Consider the following 15,306-nt stretch of genomic DNA (forward strand, 5'->3'; position numbering starts at 1 on the left):
AACTATTGATGACCATAACCAACAACAGGTTAATGAGCTTTGGATCACGATAATCGTTGAATCTAAATATGCACCTAATTGCATATTAAGTGTCACGTAGAGAATTGATATTCTTAAGAGGGGGGATTAAAGGCTTGAGAATTGGGATTTTGTGTTTAAATCAACTCTTACCATGGATAACCGCTCGAATCCGTCCCGACGTGCCAAGTTCATAGAAAAAAAGGATCGTCGACTTTGTCGACGATCCTTTTTTTATACATGATTTTAAATTCAAAATCGTTGATTACTTTTAGTGTAAAGCGAGTCGCCTTGCTTTATTAAAACGCTTAAATTTCCAAGAATATTTTTAGGTATCTTTACATACAAAGTCCGCGCGTTCTTGTGCTCGCTTGAGCTTTTGCTGAGCTTTCATTTCGCCTTTGGGTTGTGTATTTTTTAGATCCTCTTTCGCCCATTTTGTTTGTAATTGTTGCGCTTCGCAACGTTTTCTTGCTGCGGCTGCTTTGTTAGCAGCTCTGCGGCTGATTGCTTCATGTTTAGCGTCATCGCGTTCGCGAATTTTCTCTAGCTTTCCAATCGCTGATACTCGCTGTTTGTGGGCTTTTTGTGCAGCGAGTTGTTCATCCGCTGAAGGTGCTACGGTCTTGATATCAATCGCAGTAGAAGTACCGGATTTACATGGATGTTGGCTAAAAACTGTTTTTCCATTTTCTTGACATTTAAATGCCGTGGTGTCGGCAAACACGAGCATTGATGGAAATAGAAGTGTCAGAGTCGTCGCCAAGAATTTCATATTTCCTCCTATAAAATTTTTCCAGGGTTCATGATGTTATCTGGATCAAATGCCGACTTGATGGCACGCATAAGCTGTAGTTCAACTGGTGATTTATAGCGTGTTAGTTCCTGTTTTTTGAGTGCGCCAATACCGTGCTCTGCTGAAATAGAACCACCATATTGATGCGTTTTGTCGTGTACGATTCGATTGATTTCTGCTTGATGAGCTAGGAAATCTTTGTGCTCACTCTGGGTTGGAGGCGAGACATTGAAATGTAAATTGCCATCGCCTAAATGGCCGAACGTCACCATGCGGCTTCCTGGAAATGCGTTTTCGATGCAGATGTTGGTATCTTTGACGAAATCAGCAATCGCTGAAATGGGCAATGAAATATCGTGCTTGATGTTCTTGCCTTCTTTGGCTTGGGCTGATGAGATTGATTCTCGCAATGCCCAGCAATTATTGGCTTGCGAAATTGAATTGGCGATGGCGGCATCAACAATCAAATCAGCTTCCATTGCGGTGGAAATTAAGTTTTCAATCTGTTGAGTATTTTGTTCTTCGGTGCCAAAGCCAGATAACTCCAACAATAAGTAAAACGGACTCGCTTTTGCGAAAATTCGTTGATATTGCGGGAAGTGTTTATGAACTAGTTCCAAGCTTAAATGATTGATTAGCTCAAAGCTGGTAAGGTTGGCATGACATAGCTGCTTGGCTAAGGACAGTAAATCGACCGCATGCTGAATCGAGTCGATGCTGATCAAACCGGTTGCAAAGTTGCTTGGTTTTGGAAAAAGTTTTAGTACAGCGCCGGTAATAATGCCGAGTGTGCCTTCCGCACCTATAAATAAGTCGCGTAGATCATAGCCAGTGTTATCTTTGCGTAGACCGCGTAAGCCATTCCAAATTTCTCCATTCGCTGTCACAACTTCTAAACCTAAGCAGAGTTCACGCGCATTTCCATAGCGGAGAACTGCTGTTCCACCAGCGTTCGTCGATAAGTTGCCACCAATCGTACAGCTGCCCTCGGATGCCAATGAAAGTGGAAAAAGCATGTCGACTTTATCCACTTCGATTTGTATCTGTTGAAGGAGACATCCTGCATCGACGGTCGCCGTACTATTTGCAATATCAATGTGGCGTATTTTATTTAGTCGTTGCAGCGAGAGAATTACTGCTGTTCCCGATTGGTCCGGAATGCTTCCTAGCACGAGTCCCGTATTGCCACCTTGTGCGACGATAGGAATTTTAAAGGTGGCGCAAAGCTTGACGAGCTGCGCTACTTGTTCGGTGTCTGCTGGTCTTAAAACCGCTAAGGCATTGCCTCTTGCGCGTTGTCGCCAGTCTTGTAAATAAGGTGCTTGTTGATCTTCATCTAGCAAAACATATTCTTCACCAATTGCCGATTTGCAGAGATTTAGAAAATTTTGCATGGGATGAAATCAGTTTAAAGGGTGAGTTTATGATGTGATTTTATGTAATCGGCTTTGATTGATTGGCTTGTTCCTCGGCCTTTTTCTTTGCTGCTTTTGCGATTTTTTTAAACGGCCTAACGTAATAAATCGTACTTAAGAAAAACACGACACTTAGAAAAATTTCAATGCCAGCCAATAATCGGGATAGTGAGTCTGCGTCACTCATTGCCCGCACAACGCCTTCAATGAAATAAAACATGATAAACATTGATGACCATTGCATTGTGTAAATATTTTTTTGCAAAATTCCGCGTAAGGGGAATAATAATGGCAAAACCTTAATAACCCAAATAGATCCGCCATGCTTGTAGGGCGCAAGCCACATTTCCCAAGAAATGCACAGCAAGATGAGGGCGATTAGGCTGCCTGAAGCGAGCCTATATAGTGTGGTCTGATGATTGTTCATGTCTTTTGAAGTTGCAAAGCCGTTTGTGCCAGACGTTTCCCAAGTGCGATCGTAAGGGCACGCGTATCATCGGTAATCGGGAGTTTCCCATCTAAACCAGACCAATGCGTTGCGCCGTAAGGACTTCCGCCGGACTTTGTACGCATTAATTCTGGGTTGGTGTAAGGTAAGCCGAGAATCAGCATGCCGTGATGCATCAATGGCAGCATCATCGACAGTAAAGTAGATTCTTGACCACCGTGTAAACTACCTGTTGATGTGAAGACACAGGCTGGCTTACCACATAGTGTTCCTGACACCCAATCAGCTGCGGTACCATCCCAAAAATATTTCATCGCCGAAGCCATATTGCCAAATCGCGTCGGTGACCCAAGCGCTAAGCCCGCGCACTCTTTAAAGTCGCTTAACTCTACGTAAGGGGCTCCGTCGTTCGGTATCGCAGGTTCGGACGCTTCGATCACGGTAGAAACGGCAGGTACCGTCCTTATTCTCGCCTCGCAGCCATTTACACTCTCAATCCCTTGCGCGATTAATTGGGCTAGTTGGCGAGTGCTGCCGTGACGTGAATAAAATAAAACTAAGATAGGAAGTTGTTTGGTATTCATTGGCGTGATTATAAAGAAGTTTGTGCTGTTAGATTGAATGTATTGGTGCGCAAGAGTCTCGTTTCCAGAGTTTTAGATAAATTACTTTTATAGCTAGGTTTAACTCTCTGTAAAATGAAATAATTTTGCCTCATTTGGGTTCGCACATTTTTAAGGAAACGTGCTTGCCTTGAGTAAGCTTTAGTAAAAGTAATATAAGGATAAGAACGGAAGATGTTATGCGCGGATTAACTTGGCCTCAAATAAAAAACTTGTTTCAATTTGCGAATCGACGTTTGCAAGAGGTTCGTTTACCGCAGGTTGCGGGGAGCCTCACATTTACCACCGTGTTGGCTCTTGTACCGATACTAACGATTGGTCTTGCAATTTTGACGGCATTTCCATTGTTCACTGATTTTAAGGCTTCTTTGGAAGCATATTTTACTCAGAGCTTGATGCCCAAGCAGATCTCAACGACGGTCATGGGTTATTTGACTCAATTTGCGACTAAGGCAACGCGATTGTCGGCGGTTGGTGGTGTGGTATTGATGGTGACAGCGGTCGCCACCATGGCGATGATAGATCGTACTTTTAACCAGATATGGCAAGTGAAACGTTCACGTCCATTGGTGCAGCGGATCGTGGTTTATTGGGCGATTGTTACATTGGGGCCATTGTTAATTGGTATTTCGATGAGTGCCACATCGACTTTGTTTACTGCGACAAATGGAATGATGAAGTCCGTCCCTGTTGTTGGAACGATCTTTTACACCTCGGTGTCGATTGCATTCACCACGATTGCTTATACCTTGTTGTATTCGACGGTACCGAATCGTCCTGTCGATTGGCGGGATGCTGCTTGGGGTGGTGTGGTTGCGGCAGTCGCCTTTGAAATTGCAAAACGGTTGTTTGCGATTTTTATTAAGCAGTTTCCGACTTATACCGTGATTTATGGTGCATTGGCTGCGGTTCCCATCTTTTTGATTTGGATTTATTTGTCATGGCTAATTACTTTGTTTGGTGCGGTGATTGCAGCATCCTTGCCCGTTGTGAAGTTTGAGCGTTGGTGGCATGTTCCGGTAGCCGGTAGTGCATTTGAAGATGCGATTTCTGTATTGCGAGTGTTAGCGTCTGCACGCCAGTCGGATGCAGAAGCTGCGGTTGATGTTGTGCAGATTCGTCGGCAGACTCGATTTGGTGTGGATGAAATTGAAGGATTGTTAGAGCGAATGCTAGAAGTCGGCTGGGTTGCAAGAGTTTCGTCGGATGTTCCGACTAAAAAGCAAGCATGGTGGAAAAAACATGATGCGGGAGCGGAACGATGGATTTTGATCATGAATCCTGCTGCGTTTACTTTAGCCGACGTATATCGCCTGTTCGTATTTGATACGAAAGCCGATTCTCCATTAGCAAATCGGGTTCATCAGGTGATTGGTGATGGCATGTCGGAAAGCCTGTATGAGTATTTTTCATTGAGTTAACTTTATTTGGCAAAGCTGCACAAAACATACTTTAAATTTGAATATTCTGCATTGTGAAATCTGCTTTTTACATCGTGAAATTGCATCATGTGCTGCACCATAAAAATATTTCATTTTAAGATAAATCGTTTCATATCATGGAATTGTAATTGTAAGTGTTTGATTTTAAATAAATAAATATTTCTCCTATGTCTTATATAAGACATTGTTGCGCTGCAAGGTTTGTCCTACTATAGATCTCAAGGACGAACACTTTTTTAAGCAATTATTTAAAACCGCAGCAATCACTTCAGGAGAAATACCATGACCCAAAAACTCACTCGTGAACAGCAAATCGCTGAAATCCAAAAGGATTGGGATACCAATCCGCGCTGGAAAGGTATTAAGCGTAATTACACCGCAGAAGACGTAGTACGTTTGCGCGGTTCTTTGCAAGTTGAACACACTATCGCAAAAACAGGCGCGTTGAAATTATGGGATTTGGTCAATAACGAACCGTTTGTTAATGCTTTAGGCGCTTTAACTGGCAATCAAGCGATGCAGCAGGTCAAAGCTGGTTTGAAAGCGATTTACCTCTCTGGCTGGCAAGTCGCTGGCGACGCTAACGTCGCAGGTGAGATGTATCCAGATCAATCCCTGTATCCAGCGAACTCTGTCCCTTTAGTCGTTAAGCGCATCAATAATACCTTGACGCGCGCTGATCAAATTCAATGGTCAGAAGGCTCTGGTGATGTTGATTATTTCGTGCCTATCGTGGCCGATGCTGAAGCCGGTTTTGGTGGCGTATTAAATGCATTCGAATTGATGAAAGCGATGATCGAAGCGGGTGCTTCTGGCGTTCACTTTGAAGACCAATTAGCTTCTGTGAAAAAATGTGGTCACATGGGCGGCAAGGTATTGGTACCAACACGTGAAGCGGTGGAAAAACTGAATGCGGCGCGTTTAGCGGCAGACGTTATGGGTACACATACAGTCTTGTTGGCGCGCACCGACGCAGAAGCAGCTGATTTATTGACTTCCGATATCGATGATAACGACAAGCCATTCTTGACAGGCGAGCGTACCGTGGAAGGCTTCTATAAAACCAAGCCAGGTCTACAGCAATCTATCTCTCGCGGCTTGGCTTACGCAGAGTATGCCGACATGATTTGGTGTGAAACTGGTAAACCCGATTTGGCATTTGCAAAAGCGTTTGCTGATGCAATTCACGCTAAGTTCCCAGGCAAATTATTGGCATACAACTGCTCACCAAGCTTTAACTGGAAAAAGAACTTGGACGATGCAACGATTGCGAAATTCCAAAAAGAATTGGGTGCGATGGGTTACAAATTCCAATTCATTACATTGGCAGGTTTCCACGCATTGAACTACGGCATGTTCAACTTGGCACACGGCTACGCGCGTCGTCAGATGTCCGCTTTCGTCGAATTGCAAGAAGCTGAATTTGCGGCAGCGGAGAAGGGCTTTACCGCTGTGAAGCATCAGCGCGAAGTTGGTACAGGCTACTTCGACGCAGTGACGCAAGTGATCCAACAAGGTCAATCGTCAACTACGGCTTTGCATGGATCTACTGAGGATGAGCAATTTTTTGACGCTAAGAAGGTTGCCTAAGCTTGCTGAAGCTTGATTCAGCGTCAATTTGAAGTTGTGAAATTTTGAAACAAAGCGGCTGCATTGAAAAATGTGGCCGTTTTTTATTTTAAAGACAGAGAGTGGGCACGAAAAGAAGTGTGTTGGGTTAGTATTCGAGTATCAAATAATTTAACGATTCACTTGTAGAGATGGTGTTTTATGCTGTTGTCTAGAAATACTCGAGTAAAAATTTGTGGAGTAACAAGAGCTGAAGATTTACGTGCTGCCGTAGATGCAGGAGCGCATGCACTTGGTTTTGTATTTTACCCACCCAGTCCACGTTACTTAACTCCTGAAGCTGCTGCGCCGTTGATTGCATCGATGCCGCCATTCGTGACTTCAGTAGGATTGTTTGTTAATGCTAGCGTCGAAGAGATCGACGCGGTAATCGCGCAAGCCCCGATTCAATTATTGCAATTTCATGGTGACGAATCTGCAGAAGAGTGTCATCGTCTTGCTACCGCTGTGAACCGGCCTTTTATCCGTGCTTTTCGGGTAAAACATGACACAAGTGCGGCAGATTTGCTAGAATGCGAAGCTCAATACAAGGCGATTAGTCCCTTATTTCAAGGTTTGTTGCTCGATACTTTCGTAGATAGTTTCGGTGGTAGTGGAAAGGTTTTTGATTGGTCTCTCATCCCAAAAGAACTCGCGCCTCGGGTCGTTTTAAGTGGTGGCTTGAGCGTACAAAACGCGACTAACGCAGTCGTGCGAGTACGGCCGTTTGCGGTTGACATCAGCAGTGGTGTTGAATTGTCAAAAGGCATTAAGGATGTGGCAAAAATACGGTCGTTTGTGCAAGCAGTGCGCTTGGCCGATAGTATGCCAGACATTAAAAAATAGTTTTCCAAGGAATTCTCATGAAAGAATTATCTTCTCTCGACGCTCACAATAGTGGATTGTTTGGGCGTCAGTCAGTGGGCGCACAAGCGCCAACCGCGATTTATCATTCCGCAACTTATAATTTTCCTGATGCCAAAGGACACTTCGGCATGTACGGCGGTACTTTTGTTTCTGAAACTTTGACTCATGCATTAAATGAGTTGAAAGAAGCTTATGCCAAGTTTCAACACGACCCTGCATTTTTAGAAGAATTTCGTTACGAGCTCAAGCATTTCGTCGGACGTCCATCACCGATTTATCATGCCAAGCGTTGGTCTGAACTCATGGGTGGTGCACAGATTTATTTTAAACGCGAAGATTTGAATCATACCGGTGCACATAAAATCAACAACGTGATTGGTCAAGCATTGCTGGCGAAGCGTATGGGTAAACCGCGTGTCATTGCAGAAACTGGCGCGGGTCAACATGGTGTGGCGACCGCCACAATTTGCGCACGTTTTGGTTTGGAGTGTGTGGTGTACATGGGCTCAGAAGACGTCAAACGTCAGGCGCAAAATGTGTATCGCATGAAGCTTTTAGGCGCGACCGTTGTGCCAGTTGAATCTGGATCTAAAACATTGAAAGATGCGTTAAACGAAGCGATGCGTGACTGGGTCGCGAATGTCGATAATACCTTCTATATCATCGGTACCGTCGCTGGACCACATCCTTATCCAATGATGGTTCGTGATTTTCAATCGGTGATTGGCGAAGAATGTTTATGGCAGATGCCCGAAGTTGCAGGTCGTCAGCCTGATGTCGTCACTGCATGCGTTGGTGGTGGTTCGAATGCGATGGGAATTTTTTATCCTTACATCGATTTAAAAGAAGTACAGTTGATTGGTGTCGAGGCAGCAGGTGAGGGCTTAGAAACAGGGAAACATTCTGCATCTATAACGGCGGGTTCACCAGGTGTTTTGCACGGCAATCGTACTTATTTAATGCAAGATGCGAATGGGCAAGTGATTGAGACTCATTCGGTTTCTGCTGGTCTCGATTATCCAGGGGTTGGTCCAGAACATGCGTGGCTCAAAGACTCTGGTCGAGCGCAATATGCCACGATTACCGACGAGGAGGCGCTCAAAGCGTTTCATGATTGTTGTCGTATCGAAGGCATTATTCCGGCATTGGAATCTAGTCATGCATTAGCCTATGCTGCGAAGTTGGCGGCAACTTTGCCAAAAGATAAAATTGTCTTGGCAAACTTGTCAGGTCGCGGTGACAAAGACATGCATACCGTTGCAGAACGTGCTGGCTTGAAGTTTTACTGATCAAGTACGCAAGCTAATAAATACAGCGTGAATTTCTGCATTCAAAAAAGCCAATTACCGGATATGACGAATGAAATTTGTTGATGCCGGTACTGCGCTTCCCAATTAACTTCTACTTATTGAAGATGGATAGCAAATACTATGTCCCGAATTCAAACATGTTTGGCCGCATTGGCGGCAAAAAATAAAAAAGGCTTGATTCCATTTATCACCGCAGGCGATCCTGATCCCGAGTTAACTTTGCCGTTGATGCACGCCTTAGTTGAAGGTGGTGCCGATATTATTGAGTTAGGGGTGCCATTTTCTGACCCTATGGCGGATGGTCCGGTGATTCAAAGAGCATCCGAACGCGCTCTGCTGAAAGGTGTAGGATTGCGTGATGTGTTGGCAATCGTGAAGCAATTTCGCGAAACCAACCAAGTGACTCCGGTGGTATTGATGGGCTATGCCAATCCGATAGAGCGCATGGGACAAGAGCAATTTATTCAAGCCGCTGCAGATGTTGGGGTAGATGGCGTGTTGGTGGTTGATTATCCGCCAGAAGAGTGTGAATACTTTGCCGAGAATATGCACAAGAATGGCATGGATACAATTTTCTTATTGGCTCCTACGTCTACCGATGAGCGCATCGCACAAGTTGGAAAAATTGCGACTGGCTATGTGTATTATGTTTCGTTGAAAGGTGTTACAGGCTCCGGGGCTTTGGATTTGGATGCTGTAGCGGCGATGATTCCCCGCATCAAAAAGCACGTCAATGTGCCGGTTGGTGTCGGTTTTGGCATTCGTGATGGCGTCACGGCAAAGGCGATTTCGTCAGTGTCGGATGCGGTCGTGATTGGTTCGAGAATTATTCAAGAACTGGAAAATACTCCAAGAGAACAAGCTGTATCGGCAGTGCAGCAATTTATATCCGAGATCCGCCACGCTCTTGATAAATGAATCTGGTCGATATCGTTGATTTTGTATTATTTGCAAATTTTCAGTGAAGACTATGCAAATCTATGCAAATTTAAGCACCTGAGATCGAGTCAGATTTCGTTGTTGAATAGTTATCTGAGTCGCAATTGGCGCCGAAATAGAATAGAATACGCGCCAATTGCAGCATTCCACGAAGAATGCGCCCCCGTTTGATGTCATAAATCATCAAGCAGATATGAGGAGAGAACTATGAGTTGGTTAGAGAAATTACTTCCCCCACGTATTCAACGCTCTGAGACGGCAAACCGCCGTTCTATGCCAGAAGGTTTATGGGTTAAATGTCCATCTTGTGAAGCCGTTTTATATCGTTCTGATTTAGAAGCAAATGTGCATGTTTGTTCTAAATGTGATCACCATTTACGTATCAGTGCACGTGAGCGCCTTGACGCTTTGCTGGACACAGGTGGTCGCTACGAAATCGGTCAAGAAGTTGTTCCTGTTGATACTTTAAAGTTTAAAGACAGTAAAAAATATCCAGAGCGCTTGAAAGATGCGATGGATAGTACGAATGAAACTGATGCGCTCGTTGTCATGGGTGGCTCAATTATGTCGGTTCCTGCTGTCGTTGCCTGCTTTGAATTTGGATTCATGGGCGGCTCTATGGGATCTGTTGTTGGTGAACGATTTGTGCGTGGTGTACAAACTGCTCTAGAGCAAAAGGTGCCATTTATTTGTTTCACCGCGACTGGTGGCGCGCGTATGCAAGAAGGCTTGTTGTCTTTGATGCAGATGGCTAAAACGACGGCGATGTTGACTAAACTCTCCGAGAAAAAATTACCATTTATTTCTGTTTTAACTGATCCAACGATGGGTGGTGTTTCCGCTTCCTTCGCCTTCATGGGTGATGTTGTAATTGCAGAACCAAAAGCATTGATCGGATTTGCTGGCCCACGGGTGATTGAAAACACCGTGCGTGAAAAGCTCCCAGAAGGATTTCAGCGTGCAGAATTTTTGCTGCAAAAAGGTGCAGTTGATATGGTGGTTGATCGCCGTAAATTGCGGGAAGAGCTGGCACGTTTAATGGCGCTTTTACAAAATCAGCCTGTCGAAGCGGTCTCTTAAATTCAAACCCTTGTTATAGCCTGAAGAAATTTGCTTATTAGGCAAAATCTTCAGGCTTTTTTATTTTTCAGCATCTTAGAAATTTAAAGCAAAATTAATATGACCAGTTCCAGTATTGCAGCCTTACCTACCACTTTGCCTGCTTGGTTGTCAGTGTTAGAAACACGTCACTCGAAAGAGATTGATATGGGTTTGGACCGTGTATCACAAGTCAAACAGCAATTAGATATTCGCTTTGGCTGCCCGGTGATCATGGTTGCTGGAACGAACGGTAAAGGTTCGACGTGTGCAATGTTGGAGGCTATATTAATGCAGGCCGGCTATCGTGTCGGTTTGTACAGTAAGCCGCATTTTTTGGACTTTAATGAACGCGCTCGAATTAATGGCATTCCTGTTGCTGATGAGCTATTTGTACGCGTTTTTGAGCAAGTAGAGAATGCGCGTGGCAACACGTCTCTTACTTATTTCGAGTTCACAACCTTAGCGATTTGTAAGCTATTGGCGGAGGCTCCACTTGATGTTGTTATCTTAGAAGTCGGTTTGGGTGGACGTTTGGATGCAGTCAACGTGATCGACGCGGATGTCTCGATTGTGACTAGTGTCGACATTGATCATGTTGACTATCTTGGTGATACGCGAGAAAAAATTGGATTTGAAAAAGCGGGAATTTTTCGAGCCGGTAAAGTTGCGATTTGTAGTGATCCTCAACCGCCGCAAAGCTTGATTGAACATGCCAATAAAATCGGCGCGGATCTACGTTTATTTGGTCGTGATTTCAATTACAACGGTGACAAACAACAATGGAACTTTGGTGGTCGTGAGCAACGACGTAATTCACTAGCCTACCCAAGTCTGCGCGGAGCAAATCAATTGCTCAATGCTTCTGCTGTTTTAGCTGCATTAGAAGCCTTACGTCACCAGCTTCCCGTTGGTGCACAGGAGGTGAGAACTGGTTTAGTGATGGTGGATTTGCCCGGTCGATTCCAGGTGTTGCCGGGACGTCCAACGGTCGTGTTAGATGTTGCGCATAATCCGCACGCGGCGGCAACCTTGGCGCAAAATCTCGACAATATGGGCTTCCACGCCTACACCTACGCAGTGTTTGGTTCGATGTTGGATAAAGATATTGAAGGTGTGATTTCGCACATGCAAGGCAAAGTGGATCACTGGTGTGTCTGTGATCTGCCATTGCCACGTGCTGCGTCCTCGGATCATTTGGTCGATGCATTGAAAGCTACTGGCGTACAAGAAGATCAAGAACATAGTGTGCAAAAATTCAATAGTCCCGAAGATGCATATATGTTTGCAATCAGCAAAGCGGGGGAAAATGATAGAATAGTGGTCTTCGGTTCGTTTTTGACAGTAGCAGGTGTCATGCGAGCTAGAAGAAACGCTCAATCCTAAGCGACCTACCAAAGAAAATTATTTGCTATGAGCCTAGACTCGCTATTTAAGCAAAATAACAAGAAAAATAATGACGCTGAATTCACCGACGATGTGAGTGGTGAATATCGATCACGCGCCGAAGAAGATAGTTTAAACGCCTCTGAATCCTCAGGACGCACGCAAAGTAAGTCGGCAAGATCCAATAAACGTGCAGCGAATACCTCAAATACACGTAAAAATCATTCTGATGATCATGCTTTACCAGAAAAAAAACGCGCGCGTCGTCGTCTTATTGGTGCTGTAGCACTTGTTTTGGCTGCTGTGATTGGCCTGCCTATGGTGTTCGATTCAGAGCCAAAACAGATCGCGCCGCAAATCGCGATAGAGATTCCTTCCAAAGACGAGCTCGTACCCAAGTCTCCCGTAGTAAATTCTCCGACTATAGAGCCATCTAAAAATCTGAATCAAAGTATTGATCAATCAGAAGAGGTCATTCAAGCAGTTACAGCTCCTGTGCAAAGTGCTAAGCCAGACGCGACCTCAAGCGATACCCGTCAAGTTGTTGGTGTTGATTCGCAAGCTAAGACTATTGTCGCTGCAAATGGAAAGCAGGTTGATAAGAAAGTCGATGTGACGACTGCAACCAATGCAAACACAGCGACTGCAGCGAATAAAGTGGTCGCAACTCAATCACCGCCTTCTACCACCAAGCCTGCCTTGGAACATAACAAAAAGCCTGAAGTAAAAGTTGACTCCAAAAAAGAAAATCAAGACGATGCAGCGAAAGCGCTTGCTTTATTAGAAGGACGCGCTGTTCCTGAAGACTTGGCTAAAGCGGACGCAAAAAACGACAGCAAAGCAAACAAGCTTGATAACGCGGCTGGTTCTTTCGTCATTCAAGTTGCAGCTTTAAATTCCGCAGCAAAAATAAAAGAGTTACAAGCCAAGTTGAAAGCGGCGAATATTAATTCGTACACGCAAAAAGTGATTACGAAAAATGGTGAAGTTAGTCGCATCCGGGTCGGTCCTTTTGCTAATAAAGCCGAGGCCGAAAAAATGCGCGCGAAATTAGTGAAGATAGGTTTGAGTGGTTCTTTGATACCAAATTAATGAAGAAATTTCTGAGACCACGTAATACGCTTTTTATAGAAACTTGATGTTCGACTTTTTGATCGACTTTTTTTGCAGATAGATTCGTGACTTTATTTGATTACATCGTTTTATTTATCATTATTTGCTCCGTAGTAATAAGCACTTTACGCGGTTTGATTAAGGAAATTTTGTCTTTGATCAGTTGGATAGTCGCATTAGTGGTAGCAAATGCGTTTGGTGCGACGGTAGCAAACTGGTTACCAGATGTGATCCCTGGACAACTGAGTCGAATGATTGTGGCTTTTCTTGCCTTGTTCATTGGTGTGCGTTTATTGATGGCTTTATTGATGCGCGCAGTGGATGCCATGATTAAGGCAAGTGGATTAAGTTTAGCTGATCGTGGATTGGGTGGTTTGTTTGGTTTGGCACGTGGCTGCGTGATTGTGATGGCGATTGTCTTGGTTTGTGGCATGACCGCGATTCCACAACAAGCATTTTGGAAAGACGCATTGTTAAGCCCCGTTGCGGTTAGCGCTGTGCGAACTGTGATGCCATTCTTACCCGGCTCTGTGACTCAGCACGTGAGACTGTAAAGCTCAAGTTTTGTTTGTTTTATTTTTATTTCGTTTTTTTTAGGAGTCCACCATGTGTGGCATCGTTGGCGTAGTCTCAAAAAATCCTGTAAATCAATTGATCTATGATGCACTGTTGTTGTTGCAGCATCGTGGTCAAGATGCCGCTGGTATCGCTACTAGTCATGGCAGCAAATTTGCTATGCACAAGGCAAACGGCTTAGTGCGTGACGTTTTCCGTACACGCAATATGCGATCCTTGCCGGGCAATATCGGTATTGGTCAAGTGCGTTATCCAACTGCTGGTTCAACTAGCGAAGAAGAAGCGCAACCATTTTATGTCAATGCACCGTTCGGTATTGTGTTGGCGCACAACGGTAACTTGACGAATGCGAGCGAATTAAAGGTCGAGTTATTTAAAAATGATTACCGTCATTTGAATACCGACTCTGATTCAGAAGTATTACTGAACATTCTCGCGCATCAGATTCAAGAAGTGGTGAGTGGCTATTCTCTTGATCCGGTATCGCTGTTCCGTGCAGTATCGATGTTGCATCGTCGTGTGCGTGGTTCTTATGCGGTGGTCGCGCAGATTGCTGGTCATGGCATGTTGGCTTTCCGCGATCCATTTGGTATTCGACCATTATGTTTAGGCTCCGCGCAAACTGATAATGGCATTGAATATATGCTTGCAAGTGAATCGGTTGCTTTGGAAGGAACAGGATTTAAATTTGAACGCGATGTTGCGCCCGGTGAAGCAATCTTTATTGACTTGGACGGCAAGCTGTATAGCGAACAATGTGCCGAGAATCCAAGCTTAAATCCTTGTGCTTTCGAATTCGTTTATTTGGCACGTCCAGATTCGACTATTGATGGAACTTCGGTTTATCAAACCCGTTTGAATATGGGTAACTATTTGGCTGAGAAAATTCGTTCACAATTTTCTGCCGGTGACATCGACGTCGTCATGCCAATTCCAGATTCCTCTCGTCCATCTGCAATGGAGTTAGCTAAATCACTCAATTTAGATTATCGCGAAGGCTTTATTAAAAATCGTTATATTGGTCGTACCTTCATGATGCCAGGTCAGGCAATTCGTAAGAAGTCGGTACGTCAAAAGTTGAATGCGATCGCCTCTGAATTTAAGGGCAAGAATGTGCTGTTAGTCGATGACTCAATTGTGCGTGGTACGACCAGCCGTGAAATCGTTCAAATGGCGCGTGAGTCTGGCGCTCGTAAAGTCATTTTTGCATCAGCAGCACCTCCAGTGCAATTTCCTAATGTCTACGGTATCGATATGCCGACAAGAAGTGAATTGATTGCCTATGGTCGTTCACAAGAAGAAATTTGCCGCGAAATCACTGCAGATGCTTTGGTTTATCAAGACGTGGCAGATATGAAGCGCGCGATTGCAGATGCAAACCCTGCTTTGAAGAGCATAGAGGCTTCTTGCTTCGATGGTTTCTATATTACAGGCGATGTGACACCGGATTATTTAGACCGACTTGAGGCAGCACGTAATGGATCGAGATCTGATAAAGAAGATATGGTTCGTTCGCAATTGAATTTGAATTTGTCACATAGCACGGACTAAAGTTAAAAAAATTTGTGTTCGCAATCAATCGCCGTTAGTGAAAGCTAACGGCGATTTTTTTGCGCTGTTTGCTGACATTTGTCATATAAAAGTCGTGGCAAATGCTTCTATTTATG

The 15,306-nt window shown here is 44.4% G+C and carries 14 protein-coding genes; 10 read left to right on the plus strand and 4 right to left on the minus strand.

Going from position 1 to position 15,306, the window contains the following annotated elements; genetic code table 11:
- Nucleotides 1-346 precede the first annotated feature (346 nt).
- The 4 genes from KDM92_RS00485 to wrbA are packed head-to-tail and all read right to left on the minus strand — an operon-like array spanning nucleotide 347 to nucleotide 3,261.
- The gene (locus tag KDM92_RS00485) at nucleotides 347-793 is read right to left on the minus strand and encodes a hypothetical protein (RefSeq protein ID WP_212682524.1); all 447 of its coding nucleotides are present in this window, start codon (nucleotides 791-793) and stop codon (nucleotides 347-349) included.
- A gap of 8 nt (nucleotides 794-801) precedes the next feature.
- Nucleotides 802-2,208, minus strand: a complete 1,407-nt coding sequence (locus KDM92_RS00490) for an FAD-binding oxidoreductase (RefSeq protein WP_212682525.1) — start codon at nucleotides 2,206-2,208, stop codon at nucleotides 802-804.
- Between the two features lie 40 nt (nucleotides 2,209-2,248).
- On the minus strand, nucleotides 2,249-2,656 hold the full coding sequence (locus KDM92_RS00495; RefSeq protein WP_212682526.1) for a DUF2069 domain-containing protein: 408 nt from the start codon (nucleotides 2,654-2,656) through the stop codon (nucleotides 2,249-2,251).
- Nucleotides 2,653-3,261: an NAD(P)H:quinone oxidoreductase gene (gene wrbA, locus KDM92_RS00500; RefSeq protein ID WP_212682527.1), complete on the minus strand. Its 609-nt coding sequence runs from the start codon at nucleotides 3,259-3,261 to the stop codon at nucleotides 2,653-2,655. Before wrbA ends, KDM92_RS00495 begins: the two co-directional genes overlap by 4 nt.
- Nucleotides 3,262-3,479: 218 nt before the next feature.
- Between wrbA and KDM92_RS00505 the strand changes: the two genes are divergently transcribed.
- From KDM92_RS00505 to purF, 10 genes are all read left to right on the plus strand, one after another.
- A complete protein-coding gene (locus KDM92_RS00505; RefSeq protein ID WP_212682528.1) occupies nucleotides 3,480-4,721 on the plus strand; it encodes a YihY family inner membrane protein in 1,242 nt (413 codons plus the stop codon).
- 303 nt (nucleotides 4,722-5,024) lie between these two features.
- Complete coding sequence (aceA, locus tag KDM92_RS00510) at nucleotides 5,025-6,332, plus strand: isocitrate lyase (protein ID WP_212682529.1); 1,308 nt, start codon at nucleotides 5,025-5,027, stop codon at nucleotides 6,330-6,332.
- 180 nt (nucleotides 6,333-6,512) lie between these two features.
- On the plus strand, nucleotides 6,513-7,196 hold the full coding sequence (locus tag KDM92_RS00515; protein WP_212682530.1) for a phosphoribosylanthranilate isomerase: 684 nt from the start codon (nucleotides 6,513-6,515) through the stop codon (nucleotides 7,194-7,196).
- 17 nt (nucleotides 7,197-7,213) lie between these two features.
- On the plus strand, nucleotides 7,214-8,506 hold the full coding sequence (gene trpB / locus KDM92_RS00520; RefSeq protein WP_212682531.1) for a tryptophan synthase subunit beta: 1,293 nt from the start codon (nucleotides 7,214-7,216) through the stop codon (nucleotides 8,504-8,506).
- A 141-nt stretch (nucleotides 8,507-8,647) separates the two neighbouring features.
- Nucleotides 8,648-9,445 carry a tryptophan synthase subunit alpha gene (gene trpA, locus KDM92_RS00525; RefSeq protein ID WP_212682532.1) on the plus strand — a complete coding sequence of 266 codons (798 nt, stop codon included), beginning with the start codon at nucleotides 8,648-8,650 and terminating at the stop codon, nucleotides 9,443-9,445.
- A gap of 228 nt (nucleotides 9,446-9,673) precedes the next feature.
- A complete protein-coding gene (accD, locus tag KDM92_RS00530) occupies nucleotides 9,674-10,546 on the plus strand; it encodes an acetyl-CoA carboxylase, carboxyltransferase subunit beta (protein WP_189344073.1) in 873 nt (290 codons plus the stop codon).
- 99 nt (nucleotides 10,547-10,645) lie between these two features.
- Complete coding sequence (gene folC, locus KDM92_RS00535; protein ID WP_212682533.1) at nucleotides 10,646-11,950, plus strand: bifunctional tetrahydrofolate synthase/dihydrofolate synthase; 1,305 nt, start codon at nucleotides 10,646-10,648, stop codon at nucleotides 11,948-11,950.
- 27 nt (nucleotides 11,951-11,977) lie between these two features.
- Nucleotides 11,978-13,042 carry an SPOR domain-containing protein gene (locus KDM92_RS00540; RefSeq protein ID WP_212682534.1) on the plus strand — a complete coding sequence of 355 codons (1,065 nt, stop codon included), beginning with the start codon at nucleotides 11,978-11,980 and terminating at the stop codon, nucleotides 13,040-13,042.
- Nucleotides 13,043-13,128: 86 nt separating this feature from the next.
- Nucleotides 13,129-13,617: a CvpA family protein gene (locus KDM92_RS00545; RefSeq protein WP_212682535.1), complete on the plus strand. Its 489-nt coding sequence runs from the start codon at nucleotides 13,129-13,131 to the stop codon at nucleotides 13,615-13,617.
- Nucleotides 13,618-13,669: 52 nt separating this feature from the next.
- The gene (gene purF / locus KDM92_RS00550) at nucleotides 13,670-15,190 is read left to right on the plus strand and encodes an amidophosphoribosyltransferase (RefSeq protein WP_189344077.1); all 1,521 of its coding nucleotides are present in this window, start codon (nucleotides 13,670-13,672) and stop codon (nucleotides 15,188-15,190) included.
- Nucleotides 15,191-15,306 lie beyond the last annotated feature (116 nt).

Origin of the sequence: Affinundibacterium baiyunense (assembly GCF_018139645.1) — a bacterium.
GTDB lineage: Bacteria > Pseudomonadota > Gammaproteobacteria > Burkholderiales > Burkholderiaceae_D > Undibacterium > Undibacterium baiyunense.